The organism is Jannaschia seohaensis, from assembly GCF_900116765.1.
GTDB classification, from domain to species: Bacteria; Pseudomonadota; Alphaproteobacteria; order Rhodobacterales; family Rhodobacteraceae; genus Jannaschia; species Jannaschia seohaensis.
The window spans coordinates 57,616-80,776 of record NZ_UETC01000010.1 but is presented as its reverse complement, the minus strand read 5'-3'; the positions used below and the strand labels follow the sequence as shown (position 1 = coordinate 80,776).

21 protein-coding genes and 1 pseudogene are annotated in these 23,161 nt (G+C 67.1%); 7 read left to right on the top strand and 15 right to left on the bottom strand.

Going from position 1 to position 23,161, the window contains the following annotated elements; translation table 11 throughout:
- Positions 1 to 76: 76 nt before the first annotated feature.
- Together DTQ71_RS17225 and DTQ71_RS17220 are read right to left on the bottom strand one after the other, a co-directional pair.
- Positions 77 to 1,885: an ABCB family ABC transporter ATP-binding protein/permease gene (locus DTQ71_RS17225; protein WP_109565542.1), complete on the bottom strand. Its 1,809-nt coding sequence runs from the start codon at positions 1,883 to 1,885 to the stop codon at positions 77 to 79.
- 54 nt (positions 1,886 to 1,939) lie between these two features.
- Positions 1,940 to 3,496, bottom strand: coding sequence for a LysM peptidoglycan-binding domain-containing protein (locus DTQ71_RS17220; RefSeq protein WP_109565541.1), 1,557 nt, complete (start codon positions 3,494 to 3,496; stop codon positions 1,940 to 1,942).
- A 99-nt stretch (positions 3,497 to 3,595) separates the two neighbouring features.
- Between DTQ71_RS17220 and DTQ71_RS17215 the strand changes: the two genes are divergently transcribed.
- Positions 3,596 to 4,129 carry an LOG family protein gene (locus DTQ71_RS17215; protein ID WP_109565540.1) on the top strand — a complete coding sequence of 178 codons (534 nt, stop codon included), beginning with the start codon at positions 3,596 to 3,598 and terminating at the stop codon, positions 4,127 to 4,129.
- Here DTQ71_RS17215 and DTQ71_RS17210 read toward each other — a convergent pair.
- The 8 genes from DTQ71_RS17210 to DTQ71_RS17175 all read right to left on the bottom strand — a co-directional run bounded on the left by DTQ71_RS17210 (position 4,126) and on the right by DTQ71_RS17175 (position 11,544).
- Positions 4,126 to 4,581, bottom strand: coding sequence for a host attachment family protein (locus DTQ71_RS17210; RefSeq protein ID WP_109565539.1), 456 nt, complete (start codon positions 4,579 to 4,581; stop codon positions 4,126 to 4,128). The genes DTQ71_RS17215 and DTQ71_RS17210 overlap by 4 nt on opposite strands.
- The gene (locus DTQ71_RS17205) at positions 4,578 to 4,799 is read right to left on the bottom strand and encodes a hypothetical protein (protein ID WP_109565593.1); all 222 of its coding nucleotides are present in this window, start codon (positions 4,797 to 4,799) and stop codon (positions 4,578 to 4,580) included. Before DTQ71_RS17205 ends, DTQ71_RS17210 begins: the two co-directional genes overlap by 4 nt.
- A 733-nt stretch (positions 4,800 to 5,532) precedes the next feature.
- Positions 5,533 to 6,132, bottom strand: a complete 600-nt coding sequence (locus tag DTQ71_RS17200; protein ID WP_109565538.1) for a superoxide dismutase — start codon at positions 6,130 to 6,132, stop codon at positions 5,533 to 5,535.
- A gap of 59 nt (positions 6,133 to 6,191) precedes the next feature.
- Entirely contained in the window at positions 6,192 to 6,680 is a 489-nt protein-coding gene (locus DTQ71_RS17195; protein WP_109565537.1) for a sarcosine oxidase subunit gamma, read from the bottom strand.
- Positions 6,673 to 9,621 carry a sarcosine oxidase subunit alpha family protein gene (locus DTQ71_RS17190; RefSeq protein WP_109565536.1) on the bottom strand — a complete coding sequence of 983 codons (2,949 nt, stop codon included), beginning with the start codon at positions 9,619 to 9,621 and terminating at the stop codon, positions 6,673 to 6,675. Before DTQ71_RS17190 ends, DTQ71_RS17195 begins: the two co-directional genes overlap by 8 nt.
- Positions 9,618 to 9,926 carry a sarcosine oxidase subunit delta gene (locus DTQ71_RS17185; protein WP_109565535.1) on the bottom strand — a complete coding sequence of 103 codons (309 nt, stop codon included), beginning with the start codon at positions 9,924 to 9,926 and terminating at the stop codon, positions 9,618 to 9,620. The genes DTQ71_RS17190 and DTQ71_RS17185 overlap by 4 nt, the downstream gene beginning before the upstream one ends.
- 36 nt (positions 9,927 to 9,962) lie before the next feature.
- Entirely contained in the window at positions 9,963 to 10,145 is a 183-nt protein-coding gene (locus DTQ71_RS17180; protein ID WP_109565534.1) for a hypothetical protein, read from the bottom strand.
- Positions 10,146 to 10,299: 154 nt separating this feature from the next.
- Positions 10,300 to 11,544 carry a sarcosine oxidase subunit beta family protein gene (locus DTQ71_RS17175; RefSeq protein ID WP_109565533.1) on the bottom strand — a complete coding sequence of 415 codons (1,245 nt, stop codon included), beginning with the start codon at positions 11,542 to 11,544 and terminating at the stop codon, positions 10,300 to 10,302.
- A gap of 185 nt (positions 11,545 to 11,729) precedes the next feature.
- Between DTQ71_RS17175 and ccmI the strand changes: the two genes are divergently transcribed.
- The 3 genes from ccmI to DTQ71_RS17160 are packed head-to-tail and all read left to right on the top strand — an operon-like array spanning position 11,730 to position 13,632.
- Positions 11,730 to 12,929, top strand: coding sequence for a c-type cytochrome biogenesis protein CcmI (ccmI, locus tag DTQ71_RS17170; RefSeq protein WP_170125476.1), 1,200 nt, complete (start codon positions 11,730 to 11,732; stop codon positions 12,927 to 12,929).
- Complete coding sequence (gene ruvX / locus DTQ71_RS17165) at positions 12,926 to 13,402, top strand: Holliday junction resolvase RuvX (protein ID WP_109565531.1); 477 nt, start codon at positions 12,926 to 12,928, stop codon at positions 13,400 to 13,402. The genes ccmI and ruvX overlap by 4 nt, the downstream gene beginning before the upstream one ends.
- Positions 13,399 to 13,632: a DUF1289 domain-containing protein gene (locus DTQ71_RS17160; RefSeq protein WP_109565530.1), complete on the top strand. Its 234-nt coding sequence runs from the start codon at positions 13,399 to 13,401 to the stop codon at positions 13,630 to 13,632. Before ruvX ends, DTQ71_RS17160 begins: the two co-directional genes overlap by 4 nt.
- On the opposite strand, the gene dusA is transcribed toward DTQ71_RS17160, so the two are convergent.
- The 4 genes from dusA to DTQ71_RS17140 all read right to left on the bottom strand — a co-directional run bounded on the left by dusA (position 13,629) and on the right by DTQ71_RS17140 (position 16,973).
- The gene (dusA, locus tag DTQ71_RS17155) at positions 13,629 to 14,618 is read right to left on the bottom strand and encodes a tRNA dihydrouridine(20/20a) synthase DusA (protein ID WP_109565529.1); all 990 of its coding nucleotides are present in this window, start codon (positions 14,616 to 14,618) and stop codon (positions 13,629 to 13,631) included. The two genes, DTQ71_RS17160 and dusA, sit on opposite strands and share 4 nt — an antisense overlap.
- A gap of 281 nt (positions 14,619 to 14,899) precedes the next feature.
- A complete protein-coding gene (locus DTQ71_RS17150) occupies positions 14,900 to 15,589 on the bottom strand; it encodes an RES family NAD+ phosphorylase (protein ID WP_109565528.1) in 690 nt (229 codons plus the stop codon).
- On the bottom strand, positions 15,586 to 15,975 hold the full coding sequence (locus DTQ71_RS17145) for an antitoxin Xre-like helix-turn-helix domain-containing protein (RefSeq protein ID WP_109565527.1): 390 nt from the start codon (positions 15,973 to 15,975) through the stop codon (positions 15,586 to 15,588). Before DTQ71_RS17145 ends, DTQ71_RS17150 begins: the two co-directional genes overlap by 4 nt.
- Positions 15,976 to 16,142: 167 nt before the next feature.
- A complete protein-coding gene (locus DTQ71_RS17140) occupies positions 16,143 to 16,973 on the bottom strand; it encodes a penicillin-binding transpeptidase domain-containing protein (protein WP_109565526.1) in 831 nt (276 codons plus the stop codon).
- Positions 16,974 to 17,503: 530 nt separating this feature from the next.
- On the opposite strand from DTQ71_RS17140, the pseudogene DTQ71_RS17135 reads away from it, so the two are divergent.
- The 3 genes and pseudogenes from DTQ71_RS17135 (at position 17,504) to DTQ71_RS17125 (ending at position 21,209) form a co-directional block, all read left to right on the top strand.
- A pseudogene (locus DTQ71_RS17135) lies at positions 17,504 to 19,951 on the top strand (heavy metal translocating P-type ATPase).
- 32 nt (positions 19,952 to 19,983) lie between these two features.
- On the top strand, positions 19,984 to 20,415 hold the full coding sequence (locus tag DTQ71_RS17130) for a c-type cytochrome (RefSeq protein ID WP_109565525.1): 432 nt from the start codon (positions 19,984 to 19,986) through the stop codon (positions 20,413 to 20,415).
- Complete coding sequence (locus DTQ71_RS17125; protein ID WP_170125475.1) at positions 20,412 to 21,209, top strand: DsbA family protein; 798 nt, start codon at positions 20,412 to 20,414, stop codon at positions 21,207 to 21,209. The genes DTQ71_RS17130 and DTQ71_RS17125 overlap by 4 nt, the downstream gene beginning before the upstream one ends.
- 112 nt (positions 21,210 to 21,321) lie before the next feature.
- Here the strand turns inward: DTQ71_RS17125 and DTQ71_RS17120 are convergent, their stop codons facing one another.
- Positions 21,322 to 23,157: an extracellular solute-binding protein gene (locus tag DTQ71_RS17120; protein ID WP_109565523.1), complete on the bottom strand. Its 1,836-nt coding sequence runs from the start codon at positions 23,155 to 23,157 to the stop codon at positions 21,322 to 21,324.
- Positions 23,158 to 23,161 lie beyond the last annotated feature (4 nt).

Below are 23,161 nucleotides of genomic sequence, written 5' to 3'. Positions count from 1 at the left end.
CGCGATACCGATGGGATCTAGGCAGCGCTCACCCGTTTGACGACAGCCTCTCCCGACGCCTCCCTGGCATACCGCGTTAGGCGGCGTCTTCGTCGGCTTGCTGGCGGGTCCACAGGCTCGCATAGCGTTCGCCGCGCGCCAGAAGCGCCTCATGGGTGCCCTCTTCCACGACCCGGCCATTTTCCAGGACCACGATCCGATCCGCATCGACCACCGTCGAGAGCCGATGCGCGATCATCAACACCGTCCGTCCCTGCGACATCGCACGCAGTTCAGACTGGATTTCCTGCTCGGTCTCCGTGTCCAAGGCCGAAGTGGCCTCGTCCAAAAGCAAGATCGGTGGATCCTTCAACAAAGTCCGGGCGATGCCCACCCGCTGTTTCTCACCACCAGAAAGCTTCAAACCCCGCTCGCCGACCGCCGTCTCGTAGCCTTCGGGTAGCGTCTCGATAAATCGGTCGATCTTCGCGGCCGCCGCCGCGGCGCGCACCTCGGCATCGGAGGCGTCAGGCCGCCCATACGCGATATTGTAGCGGATGGTGTCGTTGAACAGGACCGTGTCCTGCGGCACCACTCCAATCTGCGCATGAAGGCTTTCTTGCGTGACGGCCCGCACATCCTGCCCGTCAATCAGGATCGCGCCGTCATCCACGTCGTAGAACCGGAATAGGAGCCGGCCGATGGTCGACTTGCCCGAACCGGACGGGCCGACGAGCGCCACGCTCTCCCCTTCGGCAACCGAAATCGAAATGCCGCGCAGAATCGGTCGGGCCGGATCATAGCCGAAATACACGTCGCGCAACTCTACCCGGCCACCGCGAACCACCAGCGGCGCGGCATCCTGGGCGTCCTGCACTTCGGAGGGCTGCTCCAAGAGACCGAACATCTCGCCCATATCGACAAGGGCCTGCCGGATCTCGCGATAGACCGTGCCGAGAAAGTTCAGCGGCATCGTGATCTGGATCATATAGGCATTGACCATGACGAAATCGCCGACGGTCAACGTCCCGTCCTGGACCCCCATCGCGGCGAGCACCATCACCGATACGAGACCCGTCGTGATGATCACCGCCTGCCCGAAATTCAAGAAGGCCAGCGTGTAGGAGGTCTTCAGCGCCGCTTTCTCGTAGAGCGCCATGGCGCTGTCATAGCGCGCCGCCTCCCGACGTTCGGCCCCGAAATACTTGACCGTCTCGAAGTTCAGCAGGCTGTCGATGGCCTTTTGGTTGGCGTCCGCGTCCTGCTCGTTCATCTCACGACGGATGCGGACGCGCCATTCCGTGACCTTGAAGGTAAAGGCCACATAGGCCGCGATCGTTACAAGAACGATGGCCATGTATCGGAAATCGAACGCAATCCAAAGGATAACGCAGATCATCAAGAGCTCCAGGACCAAAGGGCCGATGGAGAAGAGCAGGAAGCGCAGCAGGAACTCCACGCCTTTCACCCCGCGCTCGATGATGCGGCTCAGCCCCCCGGTCTTGCGGGTGATGTGGTAGCGCATCGACAAGCGGTGGATATGCGAGAAGGTCTCGGCCGCGAGGCGGCGCAGCGCCCTTTGTCCGACGCGCGCGAAAATCACGTCGCGCAACTGCTGGAAGCCGATATTGAGCGCGCGGGCGAGCCCATAGACCACGGTCAGCGCGATGGCGCCCGTACCGAGTGCCCAGGCCGGGGTCACCGTGTCCGGGGCCAGCGTGTCGACGGCGGCCTTGTAGAAGAACGGGGTCGAGACGGCGACGACCTTGGCCAGCACCAGCATGCCCAAGGCCGCGACGACGCGATGCTTCACCCAGGTTTCCTCGTCGGGCCAGAGATAGGGCGCCACCTTGCGGATGATCGCCCAGCCGGAGGTCGGGCCCGTTACGTCGGGATCAGAGGCCATGGGCAAGGCTTTCAGGCCGGGACGGCCATGTCGGGACGGCATTGGGCAGAATCGTTACTCCACCTCGGGGAGGCGGAAGACCTGCCCTGGGTAAATCAGGTCCGGGTCGCGGATCTGGTCGCGATTGGCCTCGAAGAGTTGGACATATTGCACGCCGTCACCGAAATACCCCTCGGACAGGGCCCAAAGGGTGAAGCCGGTCTGGACCGTGATCGCGGTCGCGCCATCCCGGCGGGCCTGCGCGGCGATCTCGGGCGCGGTCCGTTGAAACGGAGTCTCGACCCGGGCGGTCACTGCGCCTTGAGCATCGACCTCATCGATGCGCAGCGTGTAGACGCCGCTCGCCACCTCGTTGAGCGGCGCGGACCATTTCCCGTCGGGTCCGACGCGCACAGTCTGAACCGCCTGATTGTTGAGATAGATGCGCAGCTCGGCATCTGTTTGGGCGCGGCCCGCCAACTGCACGTCGCCCACCGCGTCATAGGCGATCACCTCGATGCCAAGCGCTTGGGTGACCTCGGGCTGCGCTGCGGTCGTGGGTGGGATCACCGACAGGCCCTGGGGCCCGGTTCGGATCAGACGCGGGGCGGCGGCGGGCGCCTCCGGGGGGCTTGCTTCGCGGGCCGCGATTTCGGGCGCGTCCCCGCCGGGCACCGGAGAGGCGGCGGCGATTTCCGTTGCGGTCTCAGGACGTGCCGTCGGCTCCGGCGCGACGGTCCGCTCCGGCGTAGCGGGTGCGGGCGGCGTGGCGCGCTCGGAGGCCGTCCGGTCGTTGCCCGCGCGCGGCGTATCGCTTGGCGCCGTCCCGGGGAGCGGGGCGGTCCCAGTTTGAGCGACCGAAGCCAACTCGACCGGATCCGCCGGTTCCGTCCGTGCGGCAAACGTGTTGCCCGCGGCGACCGATGGCAGGTCGGACGGCGTCGCGAGCGCCGGGTCGGTCCCCTGCGCCGTCTCGACGCGCGGTTCCGGCCCTGCTTGCGGAATTTCTGCCTGCTGCGCCACCTCCTGCTCTTGCGCGGGACGGGCCGTATCCCGCTCGGCGACGGGCAGCGCGCCGGGTCTCGCCGGTTCCGGGCGCGCAGGCGCGACGATCACGCTTTCGGCGGCGCGAGCGACGCCCCCATCCGCCGTCTCCATTTCCAACGTCAAGAGCTGGGGCTCAACCGAGAGGGGCAGATCGAACATCGTCACGAAGCCGCCGCTGCGATCGGTTCGGGCGGAGGCAATCGCAACCCCATCCAGGCGGACCGTCACTTCGGCCAAAGCGGACCCGGTGCCGGCGACCAGCGCCCCGCCCTGCGCATCGACGCGGACAAGGCCCATCTCGGGCAGGAGCGCCTCTGGCGCGCGGGGCATCTCGGGGGTGGTCTGCGCCTCGGGCGCGGCGGCGGCGATCTCGGCGGCGGCAGGCTGGACCGGCACCTCGGCGGGCGGAACCGCCGGCACGGAGGCGGCCTCGTCCGGCGCCTCTTGCGTCTGCACGGAAGTATCGCCGGGCGCGTTCGCGGTCACGGCGATGACATCGGTCCCACGCGTCAGGAGCCCATAGCCGACAATGCCGGCAACCAGGCACGTTGCGACGACTCCCCCGAGGACGGCATTGCTGTTCATCGTGATTCCCCTGCCGCGCTTGCGCGGGCTGGGCGAACCTCTATCAATGGTCGGGTTCGAGGTCAAAACACTGACTCGAGCCGGATAAGCGGAGCTCCGATGAAATCGATTTGCGTCTATTGCGGCAGCCGAGACGGCGCGCGCCCTGCCTATGCCGAGGCGGCCCAAGAGCTGGGACGCGGCATCGCGGAGCGCGACTGGCGCCTTGTTTACGGCGCGGGCGATGTGGGGCTGATGGGCCGGGTCGCCCGCGCCGTTCAGGAGGCCGGAGGGGAGACATTCGGCGTCATCCCGGTCCATCTGTTGCAGCTGGAGGTCGGCAAACGGGATCTGACCCGCTTCGTCGTCACCGAGACCATGCATGAGCGCAAAAAGGTCATGCTGATGAACGCGGACGCGGTCGTCGTGCTGCCGGGTGGCGCGGGCACGCTGGACGAGTTCTTCGAGGTCCTCACCTGGCGCCAGCTCGGGCTGCACGCCCAGCCGATCGTGGTCCTGAACGTCGATGGATACTGGGACCGGCTGAGCGGGTTGCTCGACGCCATCGTCGACCAGGGATTTGCGGATCGCAGCCTGCTGGACTTCGTGAAGACGGCCCCGGACGCCGGGGCCGCCCTGGATCTGCTGGCTTAAGCCGTCTTCAGCGTCTCGGCGACGATCTTCTCGATCTTGTCGCGCGGATGGTTGGTCAGCGTCTTGTCGATGGTCGCGATCAGCTTGTCCTCGACTTCCTTGTGCATCTCGTCCCGGATCACGCCCAAGATAGTCGGCGGCGCGACGAGAATCAGGCGCTCGAATGCCCCCACATGGGCCAAGGCATAGAGCTTTTCGGCCAGATCCGCCGCGAAGCGCTCCTTTTGAAGCTCGTGGAAGTCGGTCTCGTCATACGCATAGACCCCGGAACCCGTGCTTTCCGACTGGCGGCCGCGCAGGTTCTCGGTCTGCGCACGATCAGGAGGGTTGGGCTCCTCCTCCTTGCCGGTCACAGCAAGGTTGGGATCCTGGGCGTCCGTCCGGTTGCGCAGGAACAGAACCTTCTCGCTATCGGTCACGACGACCAGCGCATCATGAGGAATGCCGGTCATTGGCCATTCTCCCCGTCCTCGTCGCGTTCCTTGGACTTCGTGACGCGGGTCATGCCCTTGACGCCCTGCGCACTCGCGCGCTTCAGGCTGTCCTCGGTGCCCACGTCGCGGGCGACCTGCCCGCCAGAGCGGCCCTGCTGATCGGGCGTGTCAGGCATGTCCTCGATAAACTGGTCCGTCTCGCGTCGTCCGTCCTGGGAGCGGTGTCTGTCGGCCATCGGTCGCGCCTCCTTCTCGGTTCGGAGACAAAACGCCTCGAACCCGATCGTGTTCCTGCGCGCAGGCCCGGCTGTCGCGGTGAAACGGTCAGGTCCGGCGACGCGGCCGCGAGAAGACTCGCCGGGAGAGGGATGAAAGCGGCGGGGCCGAAATGCACTGTCACCGTATCGTTCGGAAGGCTGTAGACATAGCTGCCCGGGGGTGACGCCGATACTCGCGAGGCTCTGCCCGGCGAGGGTGAACGTTCCGCTCAGCGCAGAGCCGGACACGGGGGACGGCGACAGGTAGAGCGTGCCTCCGAACCCGTTCACAAGGAAGTCGTCGCCGCTGTAAACCCTGGACGCGTTTGTGCCCGAGCCGAAGGAGCCCGGCCCGGAGCCGAAGAAGCCGAGCGAACTGACCGTCGCATCGTCGGTTGCCACGAGGGTGGCCGATCCGGGCAATATGAAGTCGTTCCCAGAGAGATTAGTAGATCCGGCCTAAAAGGCGCCGGACAGGTCGATCGAACTGGACAACGTCCCTATGATGCCGGCCCCGACCTCCTTGAAAGCGAACAGGCTGGCCGCGCTGCCGACGAGGGCGGTGAGGGCCAGACCGGCCGCGAGGACGAGGGACTTCTTGTGCGAGAACCCATTCGCAGAAGAAGAATTCCGACCTCTCCCGCCGGATCGACGCGATGCTATCGAAAAAAGTGGCGCCGGTCACCCCGGCGCCACCAAATTCCCTCCCGGCTCACATCCGGGAAGCGACGTTTTCCCAGTTGACGAGGTTCTCGAGGAAGTTCGTCAGGTAGGCCGGCCGCTTGTTGCGGTAGTCGATGTAGTAGGAATGCTCCCACACGTCGCAGCCCAGCAGCGCGGTCTGACCGAAGCAGAGCGGGTTCACGCCGTTCTCGGTCTTGGTGACCTTCAGGCTGCCATCGGCGTCCTTGACCAGCCAGGCCCAGCCCGAGCCGAACTGCCCGGCACCGGCCGCAGAAAACTGCGACTTGAACTCGTCGACCGATCCGAAGCTCTCGGTGATGGCCTTCTCCAGCTCGCCGGGCATGGCGGTGGTGTTGGGCGTCATCATCTCCCAGAACTGGTTGTGGTTCCACAACTGGCTGATGTTGTTGAAGATCCCCGACTGGGCAACGGCACCGGCATCGTAGGTGCCCTTGATGATCTCCTCCAGGGACTTGCCCTCCCACTCGGTGCCGGCAATCAGCTTGTTGCCGTTGTCGACATAGGCCTTGTGGTGGAGGTCGTGGTGATATTCCAGCGTTTCCTTGGACATGCCCTTGGAGGCGAGCGCGTCATGCGCGTAGGGAAGATCGGGAAGGTCGAATGCCATGATGGCCCCCTGTGGTTCGGTTTTCGCTCCCCGTGAAGTGAGGCGCTGAGGCGGGATCGTCAAGCGGCGGCGTTGGTCAGCAGCCGCTCCGCATAGCCCGCGACCGAGCGGAAGCAGACCACGCGCCACCCCTCTCCATGCCGCCAGAGCGCCGCCGGCACCTGCGCCATCCGGGTCCGGCGGACTTCGTTTTCGGCGAGGCGCGGGAAGTCGACGGGGCAGAGCTTGGCCAGGGCTCGGTGCGCCTCCGGTCCGGCCAGGTCGAAGACGGCGCGCGCGTCGCTGACGACGGCAACCGTCGCAAAGGCCGCGCCGAGCTCGGTTGTCAGGCGTTTTGCGATCTCGTCGGCCTCATCGTGGTCACAGACCAACAGAAGCTCGTCCGGCGACATCCACAACGCAGCGTAAGCCCCCGAGACAGAGAACTTTCGCCTCTCGGGCAAGGCACATCCCGTCACTTTCGTTACGACTGAGCCGAGCACCTCCATGGCACCTCGCAAGGTGATCATGCCGATCGGGCCCGGGGTGGAAACCGTAATGTCAGACATTTTGCTTCTCCCCCTCGGGATCGTAGAACACCGGCGAGACGATCCGGGCCTCCTGCGGCTCCTTCCCGATACGGGTGAAGCGGAGGATGTCGCCCATCCGCTGCGGACCCCGCGCGACCAGCCCCATGGCGATGCCGCGGCCCAGTGTGGGCGAGTAGTAGGTCGAGGTCACGCGCCCCTCCACATTCTGCTGCCCGTTGGCATTCGTGCCCCGCGCGACCGCATAGGCGCCTTCCTCCAGGACGGAGCCGTCGAGCGTCTCCAGCCCGACCAGTTTCCAGCGATCCGGTTTGTGAAACTCCGGCCGCATCTGGCCGCGCTTGCCCAGGTAGTCCGTTTTCTTCTTGGAGATCGCCCAATCGAGCCCGAGATCCTGCGGCACGACCGTCCCATCGGTTTCGTCGCCGATCATGATGAAGCCCTTTTCGGCCCGCAGCACGTGCAGCGCCTCGGTCCCGTAGGGCGTCATCCCGAACGGCTGCCCTTCGGCCATCAACCGATCCCAAAGCGCGCGGCCCTGCCCTGCGGCCACGGCGATCTCGTAGGAGAGTTCGCCCGAGAAGCTGATGCGGAAGACGCGAACCGGAAAACCGCCCAATTCGTCCTCGGCCCAGGCCATGAAGGGCAGCGCCTCGGCGCTGAGATCCATCCCGCCCAGCTTTTCCAGAACCTTACGGGCGTTCGGTCCGACGACGGCGATCTGCGCGAACTGCTCCGTGAGGTTCACGACGTGGACCTTCCAGTCCCACCACTCGCATTGCAGCCAATCCTCCATCCACGCGTGGATGCGATCAGCCCCGCCGGTCGTCGTGTGGCACAGCCAGGTCTGCTCATCGATGCGCGCGACCACCCCGTCATCGATCAGAAAGCCGTTCTCGTCGCACATCAGACCGTAGCGGCAGCGCCCAGGCTTCAGGTTGCTCATCATGTTCGTGTAGAGCATGTCCAGGAAACGGCCCGCGTCCGGTCCCCGGACCAGCAGCTTCCCAAGCGTCGAAGCATCAAGCATTCCAAGCGCTTCGCGGACGGTCTTCACCTCACGCTCGACGGCCTGGGCGTGGCTCTCGCGCCCTTTCGGATAGCAATAGGGCCGGCGCCAATGGCCCACGGGCTCCATGTAGGCCCCGGCCTCGACATGCCAGTCATGCATGGGCGTCTGGCGCAGCGGCTGGAACAGATCGCCCTTCGCCTCCCCGGCCAGCGCCCCCAGCGTGATCGGTGTGTAGGGCGGCCGGAAGGTGGTGGTGCCGACCTGCGGGATCGGCGTGTCCAGGCGTTCGGACAACACCGCTAGTCCGTTGATGTTGCTCAGTTTCCCCTGATCCGTCGCCATGCCCAGCGTCGTGTAGCGCTTGGCGTGTTCGACGCTTTCGAAGCCTTCCTGGGCGGCGAGACGGACATCCGACACCTTCACGTCGTTCTGGAAGTCCAGCCACATCTTGGCGCGCAGCTTCGCTCCGGCCCCGTGCGGCATAATCCAGACCGGCGCGATCGGTGTCGTCGTCTCAGGTTCCACCTCAGGGGGCGTCCCGTTGCTGGCCGACGCCACCACCTCGGCCGTGGTCAGAGCGCCCGACGCGGCGCCGACGCAGGTGACGAAGCCTTTGCCATCCGCGCCGGTCGGCGGGCGGTTCGGATCGGGGCGGAACATCGCCCGCTCCTCGTCCCAGAAAAGTTTACCGCCGCAGTGCGACCACAGATGCACGACCGGGGACCATCCGCCTGACATCGCAACGCAATCGCAGCTGATCTCCTGCATGACGGCGCCTTCGCCGGCCTGGAGACAGACGGCCACGCCCGAGACGTGACTGGGGCCGAGGACCTTGGCAAGTGCGCGGCCGAGATGAACATCGACGCCTAGAGCTTTGACTTCGCTTACCAACGGACTGTCGACCTCGGTCCGGGCATCGAGAATGGCCGGAACGCGCAGACCCGCCTCGATCAGCACTTTGGCGGTGCGATAGGCATCGTCGTTATTCGTGACGATAACCGTCCGGTCCCCGACCGAAACCCCATGCGCGACCACGTAGTCGCGAAGCGCGGACGCAAGCAGAACACCCGGCAAATCGTTACCAGCAAAAGACAAGGGTCGCTCCAGAGCGCCCGTGGCGGCAATCACGTGACCGGCGCGCACGCGGCGAAGCCGCTGCCGCACGGGACCGGAGACGGCCTCGTCGCAGAGCACATAGCCATGGTCGTAGACGCCCGAACCCTCGCAGCGGGTCAGGAGCGTAACATTCTCCATGGCGGCAAGCTCTTGCACGACGGCCTTCACCCAATCTTCGGCCGGCTGCCCGTCGATGACATCCCCGTCGATCACGGCCCGGCCGCCGAAATGCGGCCCACGCTCCACCAGCATCACCCGGGCGCCATCGGCGGCGGCGTCGCGCGCCGCGATCAGACCGGCAATGCCGCCCCCGACAACGAGCACGTCGCAGAAATCATAAGTAAATTCGTAGCGGTCCTCATCGGGCCGCGTCGGCGCGGGGCCGAGGCCGGCCGCCTTGCGGATGAAGGGCTCGAACACATGCTTCCAGAACGGGCGCGGGTGTATGAACGTCTTGTAGTAGAACCCGGCGGGCAGGAACCGCGCGCCAAAATCGTTGATCCGGCCGATATCGAGGCCGAGCGAGGGCCAGGCGTTCTGGGAACGGACCTCCAGCCCCTCCTCCAGCAATTGCTCGGTGGCGCGGACATTTGGCGTCTCCCGCCCGCCTTTGCCGATCGTCATCAACGCATTGGGCTCTTCCGCGCCGGAGGCGACGACGGAGCGGGGCCGGTGATATTTGAAGCTGCGGCCCATCAGCAGCTGACCATTGGCCAGCAGAGCCGAGGCGACCGTGTCGCCCTCATAGCCGCGCATCACGCGACCGTCGAACGTGAACTCGATCGGGCGGGTCCGGTCGATGACCCGGCCGCCCGTCGCCAGACGCATGCTCATCGGGCTTGTCTTTCCTGAATGCGGGTGCGGATCTCGGCCGGCGGCTCGGAGGTCTGGGCCGAATAGGTGCCCAGCACTTCGAGCGTCGCCGTGTCGCGCGCGGCAAGGAACCACTTGCCGCAGCCATAAGCGTGGCGCCAGCGTTCTAGATGAATGCCCCGGACGTTGTCGCGGGCAAAGAGATAGGCCTCGAACGCGTCGTCGGAGCTATCGGGGCCCTCGCGTTTGAGATGGGCCTCGCCTCCGGGCGCAAGCTCGGTCTCGTCGGCGTCGATGCCGCAATAGGGGCAGGTCAGGATCAGCATGGCGCGCCTCCGGTCAGGCCGGTGACGCGGGGGCGATCACTCCGGGTATCTGGGCCACTCCGACGGGCCGGGCGCATCGATCCGAACGGTCGGAGCGCCGAGGCCAAGGTCCACCAAGCCCGTCGCAAAGGCGAGCGCAACGAGGAGCGCGGCGGCAAGGGTGCCGAAAACGACGAGGGCGAGGCCGCGAATGCGTATGGGAGACGGGAAATATGCCATGATGCTATAAATGTTACGTTTCGATCACGAAACAATTCTATCGCATTCCCAATCGCGTGAGACCCCCCGAAATAAAGGGACTTTCTTGTCAAACGCGCGGCGCGCCCCAGGAAGAGGCGGCGAAAAACCGCCGATGCCTGTCTTTCATGCGTCATCAGTGTGCCACCCCCGCGGCAACGCTTTCGTCGATGAACCGGCCTTCCCGGAAGCGCTCCATCCCGAACGAATCGGTCAGAGGCGAGTGTCCCTTGGCCATCAGTTCCGCCATGCCCCAGCCGGAGCCCGGGATCGCCTTGAACCCCCCGGTGCCCCAGCCGCAATTGATGAACATGCCCTCGACCGGCGTCTTGGACATGATCGGGGAGCGGTCGCCGGTCACGTCGACGATCCCGCCCCATTGGCGCAGCATCTTGAGCCTAGAGACGATGGGGAAGGTCTCGCAGAGGGCGCGGACCGTCTCCTCGATGTGATGGAAGCTGCCGCGCTGGGTGTAGTTGTTGAAACCGTCCGTGCCGCCGCCGATCACCATCTCGCCCTTGTCGGACTGGCTCATGTAGCCGTGGACGGTGTTGGCCATCACGACCACGTCCATGCAGGGCTTGATCGGCTCGCTCACGAGGGCCTGGAGCGCCACCGACTCGAGCGGCAACCGGAAGCCCGCCATCTCGGCCAGCACGCCCGAGTGGCCCGCGACGACCACGCCCAGCTTGTCGCAGTCGATGGGGCCCTGGGTTGTGTCGACGCCGGCAACCTTGCTGCCCTCGCGCCGGATGCCGGTCACCTCGCATTTCTGGATGATGTCCATGCCCATGTCGGTGCAGGCCCGCGCCAGCCCCCAGGCCACGGCATCGTGCCGCGCCGTGCCGCCCCGCGCCTGCCAGAGGCCGCCCAGCACCGGATAGCGCGGCCCATTGATGTTCATGATCGGGCAGAGCTGCTTGACGCGGGCGGGGCCGATCCATTCCGTCTCAACGCCTTGGAGCGAATTGGCATGGGCCGTGCGCTTGTAGCCCCGGACTTCGTGATGGGTCTGCGCCAGCATGATGACGCCGCGGGGGCTAAACATCAGGTTGTAGTTCAAGTCCTGGCTCAGCGTCTCATAGAGGCTGCGCGACTTTTCGTAGATCGCGGCCGACGGGTCCTGAAGATAGTTCGAGCGGATGATCGTGGTGTTGCGGCCCGTATTGCCGCCGCCCAGCCAACCCTTTTCGAGGATCGCAACATTCGTGATCCCGAAATTCTTGCCCAGGTAATAGGCGGTCGCCAGCCCATGCCCGCCCGCGCCGACGATGACGACATCGTAGCGGGGCTTGGGCGGGCGCTTGGCCCAGGTGCGGCCCCAACCCTGGTGATAGCGCAGGGCCTCGCGCGCGATGGCGAATGCGGAGAAGCGTCTCATGGTCGTCCTGTCAGAGGGGTCCCCTGCCCCGGCCTAACCTCTGGACACCACGGTTGGAGCGGGTTCAAGCGGCACTCCCGATGCGCTTTGCGACATGGCGTCGCTTCCTGCCTCACAGGCGCGTCATCCGGCCTTTCGGCCATCTTCCGCCCAGTCTAGGGTCCGGCGCGAAACGGAGGGGTCTCATGCTATTTTGGATCGCGGCCATCGCCCTGACGGCCGGCTGCACCGCTATCGTGATCGCGGCATTCCGCACACCGCCGGAAGTGGCCGCACCGGATGTCGAAGTCTATCGCGACCAGCTTGCGGAGCTGGACCGGGACCGGGCGCGCGGCACGTTGACCGAGGCCGAGGCCGAGGCCGCCCGCGCCGAGGTGGCACGGCGTCTGCTGGCCGCGGACAAGGCGGCGCAGGCGGCGACGGCCGGTTTTCACGGCAATGGCTGGATCGGCGCGGGCCTCGCCGTCGTGCTGGTCGTGGCGGTGACGCTGGCGACTTATCTGACGATCGGCGCGCCGGGCTATGGCGACATGCCGCTCCAGACCCGGATCAGCGCCATCGAGGAGAACCGCGCCGCCCGGGCCGGCCAGGCCGCGGCGGAGGCAGAGGTTCCCAACCAGATCGACACCTCCCGCCCGGACGTCACCGCGATGGCGCAGCAATTGCGTGACGTGCTCAAGGAGCGGCCGGACGATCTGCGCGGCTGGCGGCTGGCCGCCCAGACCGAGGCGGGGTTGGGCGACATGGAGGCGGCGTGGCGCGCCCAGACGCGGGTGATCGAGATCCTCGGCGACGAAGCGACGGCCAACGACTACGCATCGCTCGCCGAACTGATGATCCTGGCGGCGGGAGGCTATGTTTCGCCCGAGGCCGAGCGGGCCCTAGAGGCGGCGCTCACCCGGGACAGCTCCCATGGACTGGCCCGGTTCTATCTGGGCAGCATGTATGCGCAGGGCGGCCGGCCGGATCTGGCCTGGCCGGTCTGGCGCCGCCTGGTGGCCGACAGCACGCCCGACGCGCCCTGGCTGCCGGTCATCTACGCACGGATCGAAGCGATCTCCCAGGCGGCGGGCGATCCGACCCCTCTTGACCAACTCCCCCGTCCGCGCGGCCCCAGTGCCGAAGATATCGAGGCGGCCGGCGAGATGACGATGGAAGAGCGCGTCCAAATGATCGAGGGCATGATTTCCGGCCTTGCGGCGCGCCTTGCCTCCGATGGGGGGCCGGTCGAAGACTGGGCGCGCCTGATCACCGCCTATGGCGTCTCGGGCAACCTCAATGCCGCGGTTGCGGTCTATAACGAGGCCATTCTGGTCTTCGAGGGCAACCAAGGCGCCCTGGACATGCTCGCGCAGGCCGCCGACCGGGCGGGCTTCACCCCGTGATCTGCGACAGCGTGGAGGCCTTTGCCGCCGCCCTGCCCCCGGTCGGTGCGCTGGCCGGGCTGGATCTGGGGACCAAGACGATCGGCGTCGCCGTCTCGGACGGGCTGCGTTCGGTCGCGACGCCGCTCACAACGATCCGGCGCACGAAGTTCACCGCCGATGCGGTCGCGCTGGAGGAGATCCTGGAGAAGCGCTCCGTGACCGGGATCGTACTGGGCCTGCCGCTCAACATGGACGGGAGCGAAGGGCCACGGGTCCAGGCCTCACGCGCCTTCGCGCGCAATCTCGCGCGCCGTATCGACACGCCGCTCGTCTTCTGGGATGAGCGCCTCTCGACGGTCGCGGCCGAGCGCGCGCTGCTGGCCGCCGACACTTCCCGCAAACGCCGGGCCGAGGTCATCGACCACGTCGCCGCCGGCTACATCCTGCAAGGCGTCCTGGACCGCCTGAACCATCTGAGGAGCACGTCGTGAGCGACGAAATCTGGAGCCGGGCCGAGATCGAGAGCCCCTGTGTGAAGATCTGCGTTGTTCATCCCGAGACGCGGCTCTGCACCGGCTGCCTGCGCTCGATCGACGAGATCACCGCCTGGTCCCGGATGACGCCCGAGACGCGGCGCGCGATCATGGCGGAGTTGCCCGCCCGCGAAGCCCGCCACCGCGTGCGTCGCGGCGGACGCGCCGCTCGCCTCCGGCAAGGCTAGGCCGCGCGCTCCGTCACCTGCTCCAACGCGGCATAGAGCACGTCGAGACCCGCACCGGGCCGCGTCGCGCCTTCCGAGAGCGTCCGGCGCCATCCGCGCGCCCCGGGCAGGCCCGAGAACAGGCCCAGCATGTGCCGCGTGACCTGACCCAGCTTGCCGCCCTCCGCCAGATGTGCCTCGATATGGGGCACCATCCGCATCACTGCCTCCACGCGGGAGGCGCAGGGATCCACCGCGCCGAAGATCCGAGAATCCGCCCGGAGCAGGATCGCGGCGGGATCGTGATAGGCGGCCCGCCCCACCATAACGCCGTCCATCACGTCGAGCTGTTCCATCGCCGCATCCAGGGTCGCGATCCCGCCATTGATCGACAGGTGCATCTCCGGAAAGCGCGCCTTGATCCGATGCACGAGACTGTAATCGAGCGGCGGCACCTCCCGGTTCTGCTTGGGCGAAAGGCCCTGCAACCAAGCCTTGCGCGCATGGATCGTCAGGCGCGTGACCCCCGCGTCGGCGACGCGTGCGACGAAATCGGGCAGCACGGTCTCCGGATCTTGGTCGTCGACGCCGATGCGGCACTTGACGGTGACGGGCACGGGGCCGGCCGCGTCGCCCATCGCCCGGAGACACTCCGCCACCAGTCCCGGCCGCTCCATCAGGACCGCGCCGAAGCAGCCCGACTGCACCCGGTCCGAGGGGCAGCCGACATTGAGGTTCACCTCGTCATAGCCCCGCGCGACGGCCATCGCGGTCGCCTCCGCCAACTCGCCCGGATCCGAGCCACCGAGTTGCAGCGCCACGGGGTGCTCCGCTTCGCCGTAATCCAGCAGCCGCGCGGCGCCGCCGCGGACCAGCGCCGCGCTTGTCACCATCTCGGTGTAAAGCAGCGCCTGCGCCGAGAGCACGCGATGGAACGCGCGGCAATGCCGGTCGGTCCAGTCCATCATCGGGGCCACAGACAGTCGAGCGTTTTGGCTGATATCCATTCTTGCGTATCTTCAAATTGCTGGCGGCGGGGGGCTGCGACGCTGGAACGCGCGCCGAAATCTTCAGAGATCACCCCTTAAAGCCGCGTGCTGGCACATATGAGCCGCGCGCCGAAATGGCCACCCTCGCCAGCCATCCTATACCCGATATCCGTGCGGCAACAAAACCGCCCCGCCGTCCCGGCTCAAGCGCGCGCCGGGAGAGGAGGGACGCGGCCACCTCGCCCCTGAGTAGCGGATCGCTTGATGCCCGATGCTCAGCAGGACGGCAACGACCGCCGTCACAGCCCCTCGATCGTGAAGTCGGGCGCCCCGCGCCAGACGAGCTTCCACCGCGCGCCCGGGCGAACATTCTGGATGATCCCTGGATCGAAGGCGACGAAGCACCGCCCGCCCGGATGGCGCACGGATGGGTAAACCAGCCCGCGATGCCCCTCGGCCCTCAAATCCGCGGCAAGGCGCTGTCCGGCCGGGTAGCCCCGCGCGGGGTCCGGGTCGAGCGCGGGATGCGCCGCGCCCCGCAGGTCCGGGAAATCGCCGATAAAGTCGGCCAGCAGCTCGACGTAGCGCGCCTCATCCTCGTAGCGGCCGATGAAGCCCAGCTCGCGGGTCCGATGAAATCCGACCTCTTGCGCGCTGGTCAGCATGCCCCAGGCGCAATACCACGCGCCGCGCGCGCCGGTGTTGAACCGGTTTCCCGAGGGCCGCGTGTAGCTGAAGGCGGCGTTGATATGGCTCTGCCCGTAGAGGCTCAGGTCATGGGATCGCCGGGCGAAGGCCAGTTCCCGGCGATCCAACGCGGGGCTGCCCTGAGCCTCGGCGATCAGGCGCGCGCTGGTTTCCCCTTCGATCTCGGCGAGGATCTCCGCCTCTTCGTCGCTGTCGACGAGGCCCCTCAGCACCGGAGGCTTGTGGTGGGCCTCGGAGATCAGCCGGACAAGGGCACGGTCATTGACCGACCTGGTCCTCACACGCCGCCCCTGAGCGCATCCACATAGGCCCGCACACGAAGGATCTTCGGCAAGCCGCCTTCGATCATCGCGTCCACCGGGCGCGCGCCGTCGAACTCGGGGCCCTGGTTGGGTAGTTTCACCCAGTCCCGCGAGATCGGCGCGTCAAAATAGAGTTCGAGCGACTTGTAGAGGCCGATGAGCGCGCTCAGACGCAGCATCTGATCCCGCGTCAGATCCCCCGAGAAACCGGGCTTCTTCGCGCGCTTCCAGGTGGATTCCGACATGTCCGCAAGCGCGGCCGCTTCCCGCAGGGTGAGCGACCATGCCCCCACGATCCGCGCGAAGGCCTTCAGGGCAACCCCCTGCCGGTCCGGTGCGGCACGGTCCAGGACGGGGCTTTCCATGGCTTGTCGCTCCTTCGTGGATCAGAGGTCACAGTAAGGTCATATGATCCCATATGCAAGGCCACATGATCTTACCAAGGGCCATCCGAGGATAGGTTGGCCGAGCTTCCGACAACCGCCTTTCCAGGCGGATATCAGGGGCAGCCCGGCCAAGGGCACGGATCGCGTCAGAATCCACAGGCCTCCAGGAGCACGAGGGCGTGGTCCCTCCGAAAGGTCCGGAGATCTGAAAAGGTCTGCGCCCGGACATAGTGCGCGAGCGCGACCGGCGCCGCGCCCTGGCGCGCCAGCCAGCCCACATACCACCCCTCGAACGCCCCATCGAAGCGGCCCGGCTCGACCGGTCCAGAGCCCGTCTTTCCATGCACCACATGCGCCCCAAGCGCGCCATCCGCGCTGACGCTGAACAAGGCGTCTAGCGTTGCGGGGGCCACGTCGATCTCGCCAGAGAGAAGCGCACCGACGAAGGCCACTTGCTCTTCGACGGAGACCGTCAGCGGACCGCCCAGCCAAAAGCCGTCATCGCCATCGGGAGCGTTGGCGTTCCCATACGCCCAGGCTTCGAGGATCTGCCGATACCGGCCTTCGCCGACATCCAGGGCCACGTCCTGGAAATACCACGCGGCCGATCGCTGAAACGCGGCCGCAAGCGTCTGACCTTGGCGCCAGGCCCGGGGCCAGTATGCGGCCGCCGGGCGACGATCCTGATCCCAGTCCCGCCAATGGTCCGGGCCCAACGCCACGCCCGTCTCAAGCGCGTTGACGAAATTCGGAATCTTGAACGTCGACCACGGGGCGTGGCGGCGCGTCAGATCGCTCCCGGCAAGCTCGCAACGCGTGCCATCGCCAAGATCGACCGCCAGGAAATCCGAGGTTCGCCCTTCGAGAGCGGGGCTGAGGGCGTCCGGATCGAGACTGCGCGTCTCCGCAAACGCGGCCTGCGCCGAAATCACCAAGAGAGCGGCGATGAGGATATGTCGTCCTGCTTTCAATGTCATTTTTCCCAATGCAATAGGGGCATTCTGCCCGGTTAGTCTGCCGGCCTTACCCGCTCGTGTCAGACGGATGCAAACGGCATCTGGATCGCTTCACCAGAAAGGGAGGGCCGGGCCTTGACCCCGTCCAGGATTGCCCAGGCGCTCAGGGCGTCTTCGGTCCCTGAGGCTCCGCACCGCAGTCGGGTCGGCCCAGCCGCCAAGCCCAGGCGGGTCCGGCGGGCGCGGGCCATCTTTCGCTGCCCTCGGACGGTTGCGTCACGTCGGGCTAGCCGTCAGATCAAGGCGTCCACGTCCCTTTGACAGGCGGCATTGCGCCCGTTGCTAACATCACTCGGCACCCAGAAATCGAAGGAGCGGATGTCCAGGGTGGCCCGCTGCCGGTCCTGACGTCGCCGGAGGGCAGCGCGAAGCTTCCGCCTTGAAGCCCGTTCGAGGGACAGGACGCCGATCGGCTGGACCGAGAGCCGAGACACCCTTGACCTTCCAGTAACTCGAAGCCCTACCATCTTACCGATGGAAGGGTGATACCCATGCCCGAGAGACCGCAAGAGGCCGAGGTCATCACCCGCGACCCCGTTTGCGGTATGATCGTCGACCCAGAGGCCGGCAAGCCGCGCCTCGACCATGGCGGCCATCTCTATCATTTCTGTAGCGACGGCTGCCGGGAGAAGTTCGCCGCCGATCCAGGCGCTTATATTGAGGCGGAGGACCCGGTCTGCGGCATGACCGTCACCCGCGCCACCGCGCGCCATATGACCAAGCATGCGGGCGACCGGTTCTACTTCTGCTCTGGCCGCTGCCGGGAGAAGTTCGAGGCTGCGCCCGAAGACTATCTCGGCGACCGGCCCGCGCCCGAACCGATGCCCGAGGGGACGCTCTACACTTGCCCGATGGATCCCGAGATCGTGCAGGAGGGACCGGGCGACTTCCCGATCTGCGGCATGGCGCGGGAGCCGATGCTGCCAACGGCCGATGCGGGCCCGAACCCCGAGCTCGTCGATTTTCGCAGACGGCTCTGGATCGGCGGCCCCCTGGCGCTTGCCGTTCTGCTGCTGGAGATGGCCGGCATGATGGGCCAGCCCTGGGCCGAGTGGTTCGGGGGCGCAACGGTGCGATGGCTGCAATTCCTGCTGGCCACGCCGGTCGTGGTCTGGGTGGCCCAGCCGTTCTTCAAGCGCGGCTGGACCTCGATCGTGACCGGCAATCTCAACATGTGGACCCTTATCGCGATCGGGACCGGCGCCGCCTATGGCTTCAGCTTGGTGTCGCTGCTGCTGCCCGGCATCTTTCCGGCGGAATTGCAGGGGCATCACGGCCCGCCGCTCCATTTCTAGGCTTCGGCGGTCATCCTGATCCTGGTGCTGGTCGGCCAGGTCATGGAACTCACCGCCCGCGACCGCACCGGCGACGCGATCCGGGCGCTCATGGACCTTGCGCCCAAGACCGCGCGGCGCGTGACCGAGACGGGCGAGGAAGACGTGCCTCTGGAGGCCGTCAAAGCCGGCGACCGCCTGCGCGTGCGGCCCGGAGAGGCCGCTCCCGTTGATGGCACCGTCGCCGAGCGCCGATTCTCGGTCGACGAAAGCATGATCACGGGGGAGCCGGTCCCGGTCGAAAAGACATCGGGCGATGCCGTGACCGGCGGCACGCTGAACAAGGCCGGCTCCTTCGTGATGACAGCCGAGGCGGTGGGAAGCGATACGGTGCTCAGCCGCATCGTGTCGATGGTGGCGCAGGCGCAGCGGTCGCGCGCGCCAATCCAGGCGCTGGCCGACCGGGTGGCCGGCTATTTCCTCCCGACCGTGATCGGCATCGCCGCTCTGGCCTTCGTCCTCTGGCTGGCCTTCGGGCCGTCGCCCGCGCTCGGCTATGCCGTCGTCGCGGCTGTCAGCGTGCTCATCATCGCCTGCTCCTGCGCGCTTGGGCTGGCCACGCCCATGTCGATCATGGTGGCCACGGGGCGCGGGGCACGGGCGGGCGTGCTGATCCGCGACGCGCAGGCGCTGGAGCGCTTCGCCAAGGTCGATGTGCTGGTGCTCGACAAGACCGGCACGCTGACCGAGGGACGACCCAGCCTGACCGACGTGGTGGCCTTCGGCGCGCAGGACGAAGCCCGCATCCTAGCCATCGCGGCGGCGTTGGAGCGGGGCTCGGAGCATCCGCTGGCCGAAGCGATCCTGGCGGGCGCCGAAGACCGCGGCGCGCCCCGGCTCGACGCGCGCGACTTCGATGCCGTGACAGGCAAAGGCGTGCGCGGCACGGTCGACGGCGCCGCGGTCGCCCTGGGCAACGCACGGCTGATGGAAGAGCTCGGCATCGACATGGCCGCGGCGGCGGCGCAGGTCTCAGATCTTCAAGACGCGGGGAAGACGGCGATGCTGCTCTCCGTCGAGGGCCTACTGGCGGGGATCGTCGCCGTCGCAGATCGCATCAAGGAGACGACACCCGACGCGATCCGCGACCTGCACGCCGCTGGTCTGCGCATCGTCTTGGTCACCGGCGACAGCCAGCGCACCGCCGAAGCGGTCGCCCGCGAACTGGGCATCGACGAGCTGCGCGCAGGCGTGTCGCCAGAGGACAAGGCGGACCTGATCACGGGTCTGAAGGACAAGGGCCTTTCGGTGGCCATGGCCGGGGACGGCGTCAACGACGCGCCAGCGCTTGCCGCCGCCGATGTGGGCATCGCCATGGGCACCGGCGCGGATGTCGCAGTCGAAAGCGTAGGCGTGACGCTGGTGAAGGGCGATCTGCGCGGCATCCTCCGCGCCCGCTTGCTGGCGCAGGCCACGATGCGCAATATATGCGAGAGCCTGTTTTTCGCCTTCATCTACAACACGGCCGGCGTCCCGGTGGCGGCAGGCATCCTGTTCCCGATCTTCGGCGTCCTTCTGTCGCCGATGATCGCGGCGGCGGCCATGAGCCTCTCCTCGGTGTCGGTGATCGGAAATTCCTTGCGGCTACGGGCAATGAAACTGTGAATCAACGATAGTCTCTTGCGGCGCTCGGCCTCCTGGCCGGGGCGGCCACGGCGGTCTGGTTTTGGAGCGGCGCGACGCGCGGGGCCGATGGCCCCCCGCTCCCCACCGCCGACCTTGCCCGCGGCGAAGCGATCTACGCCGAGGCCTGCGCCGCCTGCCACGGCGCTGATCTCGCAGGGCAACCGGACTGGCGCTTTCCCGGCCCCGACGGAAAGCTGCCGGCTCCGCCCCACGATGCGACGGGCCATACATGGCACCATTCCGACCGCGTCCTTCTGGAGATCACCATGCGCGGCACGGCGGCGGTTGTCGGCGGCGGCTACCAGAGCAACATGCCCGGCTTCGGCGAGAGCTATTCCGAAGCCGAACTCCGCGACGTTCTCGAATGGATCAAGACGCAATGGCCGGAGCGCGAGCGGGCCCATCAGCGCTTTGTCACCGCACAAGACGAAGCGTCCCAATGAGCGTGGACCCGGCGGGAGACACGCCGCGCCCCCTGCCCCGTCGTGGCGCGCTGCTCGCAATCGCGGCGGCGGCGGTCGGGGCCTGGTGGGCTTGGCCGAGGATCGCGCCTCATTTCGTCGGCGTTTTCGATTTCGAACCTTTGGACGATCCCCCAGGCTTCCGCCGCATCGCGGCAGGCGAGACCAGCGGCATCGCACAGCCCTTTATCGGGTTGGAGGCGCCAGGCGCGGCAGACAGCCCCCTCCCCCCGGCGGAACTGCGCGCCAATCTTTGCGGAAGCCTGTTCGGCGGTCCGTCCCCCGCCGGGGCCGTGCCGATCGCGGCCTTCTCGGACTACAATTGCCCGTTCTGCCGCGTTCTGACCGAGCGTCTCTCGGATCTCCAGGCCCGCTCCGAAAGCGGCGTCCGGGTCACCTGGCATGAGTGGCCGAGGCTGGGGACGGCATCGGTCGCCGCCGCCCGCGCCGCGCTCGCCGCCGACATGCAGGGCGCTTACGCGGCGTTCCACAGGCGGCTGATGCGGAGCCGGTTCGTTCCGACGCCCGAATACCTCCAGGCGCTGGCCCGGGAGATCGGCGTGGACGGCGATCGGTTGCGGGCCGATATGGAGAGCGACGCCGTCTCGCAGCGTCTGCGCATCACGAGCGCCCTCGCGCGGCTTTTCGGCTTCGTCGGGACGCCGGCTCTGGTCGTGGGACGGACGGTCGTGGTCGGCGCCGTCTCGGAGCCCGTCCTCGCTGCCCTTCTGGACCAAGAGCGGCGGGAGGGCCCGCCGCCCGTGTGCCGGGTGTGAGGGCGCTCGGACGCCAGGGAATCTGCGCGATCGGCCGCCCCACGGCGCGAAGCTCCTGGCCACGCCGCACCCTCATCATCGCCCGCGCGCTCCGCGTCCCGCACGGCGGCGCTCAAAGCGCCCCTTGGGCCTCCAGCGCGTCCAGCTTTTCCTGATCGAGCCACCAGAACTCGACATTGCGCAGGAAATCGTAGGGCGCAGGCGTCTCGGGGATGCCAAAGATGTCCCAGACGGCGATCCGATGCGTGGCGGAATGCCAGTTCGGCACCCAGATCTGCTTGGAGCGGAGCACACGATCCAGCGCGCGGGCGGCCAGCTCCAGCTGGTCGCGGCTCTCGGCTTCGACGACGGCCTCGATCAGCGCATCGACCACGGGATCGGCGAGACCGCTGAGATTGTTTGAGCCCTCGGCCTCGGCGGCGGCTGAGCCGTAGAAGGCGCGCAACTCCGCGCCCGGGGTCACTTTCACGCTCCAGGCGCCGACGACCAGATCGAAATCGAACTGCCGGCGCCGCTCGGCCTGGGTGGCGGGATCGATCAGGTTCACCCTGAGGTCGATGCCGAGGGCCTCGGCGTTCTCCGCAAAGGGGACGAGCACGCGCTGCATGCTCCGGCTGTCCTCGGGCAGGTCGAGGGTCAGGACCTCGCCCGCCGCGTTCCGGCGCCGCCCGTCCTTGCCCACCGTCCACCCGGCCGCGTCGAGAAGCTGGCCCGCCCGGCGCAGAGCCGCGCGGTCGCGCAGCGTCGCGGTTCCGGCATAGGGGATGTGCGGCGGCTCGGTGAAGACCTCCTGCGGAAGCTGGTCGCGGAACGGCTCCAGCAGGGCGAGTTCCGCGCCCGCAGGCACGCCCTCAGCCTGCATCGACGTGTTCTCGAAGAAGCTGTCGGTGCGCTTGTAGGCTCCAAAGAACAGCGTCTCGTTCGTCCATTCGAAGTTGAACGCATAGTCCAGCGCCTGCCGCACCCGGATGTCCTGCAACACGGGCCGCCGCATGTTCATCCAGATGCCTTGGGCGTTGGCGGGGCGACCGTCGGGCAGTTCCATCTTCTTGACCCAGCCATTCCGCACCGCCGGAAAGTCGTAGCCCTCGGCCCAGGAGGCGGAGCGATACTCGACCCGGAACATGTATTCGCCGGCGGAAAAGGCCTCCAGCCCGACGAGATCGTCGGCGAAATATTCGTAAGCGATACACTCGAAATTGTTCTTGCCCGCGTTCACGGGCAAGTCCTCGGCCCAGTAGTCCGGATCCTTGCAGAACCGGACCGTCCGGGGCGCGTCGACTCTATCGAGAACATAGGGCCCCGAGCCCAGCGGCGCGGTGAGCCAGGTCTCGGTGAACGGGTTCTCGTCGTAGAAATGCTCCGGCAGCACCGGCAGGGTCGCGATATCGGCCGGCAGGGCGCTGCCCGCGCCCGGAGCGAGGTCGAAGCGCACGCGATGGGGTCCCTCGGCGACCACGGCTTCCACGTTGCCCAGCAGGTTGCGGTAGTAAGGATGCCCGTCCGTCTTGAGGGCGTCGATCGTGAAAACCACGTCGGAGGCTTCGACCGGAGAGCCGTCATGGAACCGCGCCTCGGGGCGCATCTCGAAGGCGATGTAGGACAGGTCGTCGGTATATTCGATCGTCTCCGCAATCAGGCCATAGACCGCGTCCGGCTCGTCATTGGCCCGCACCATCAGGGTGTCATAGACGTGGTGGGTGACCTCGGGCGCGCTGTCGCCCTTGATGATGAAAGCGTTCAGACTGTTGAAGGTCGGCGTGCCGTAGAGCTGGCGCTGGCTCATGGTGCCGCCCTGGGGCGCGTCCGGGTTGGCATAGTCGAAATGCGTGAAATCGGGCCCGTATTTCAGACCGCCGAAGGCGGAGTAGCCGTGGCTGACCGTGACCTCCGCCCAGGCCGGGCCGGTCAACGCGCAGGTGATCAAGACGGGGACAAATGGCTTCACGGGG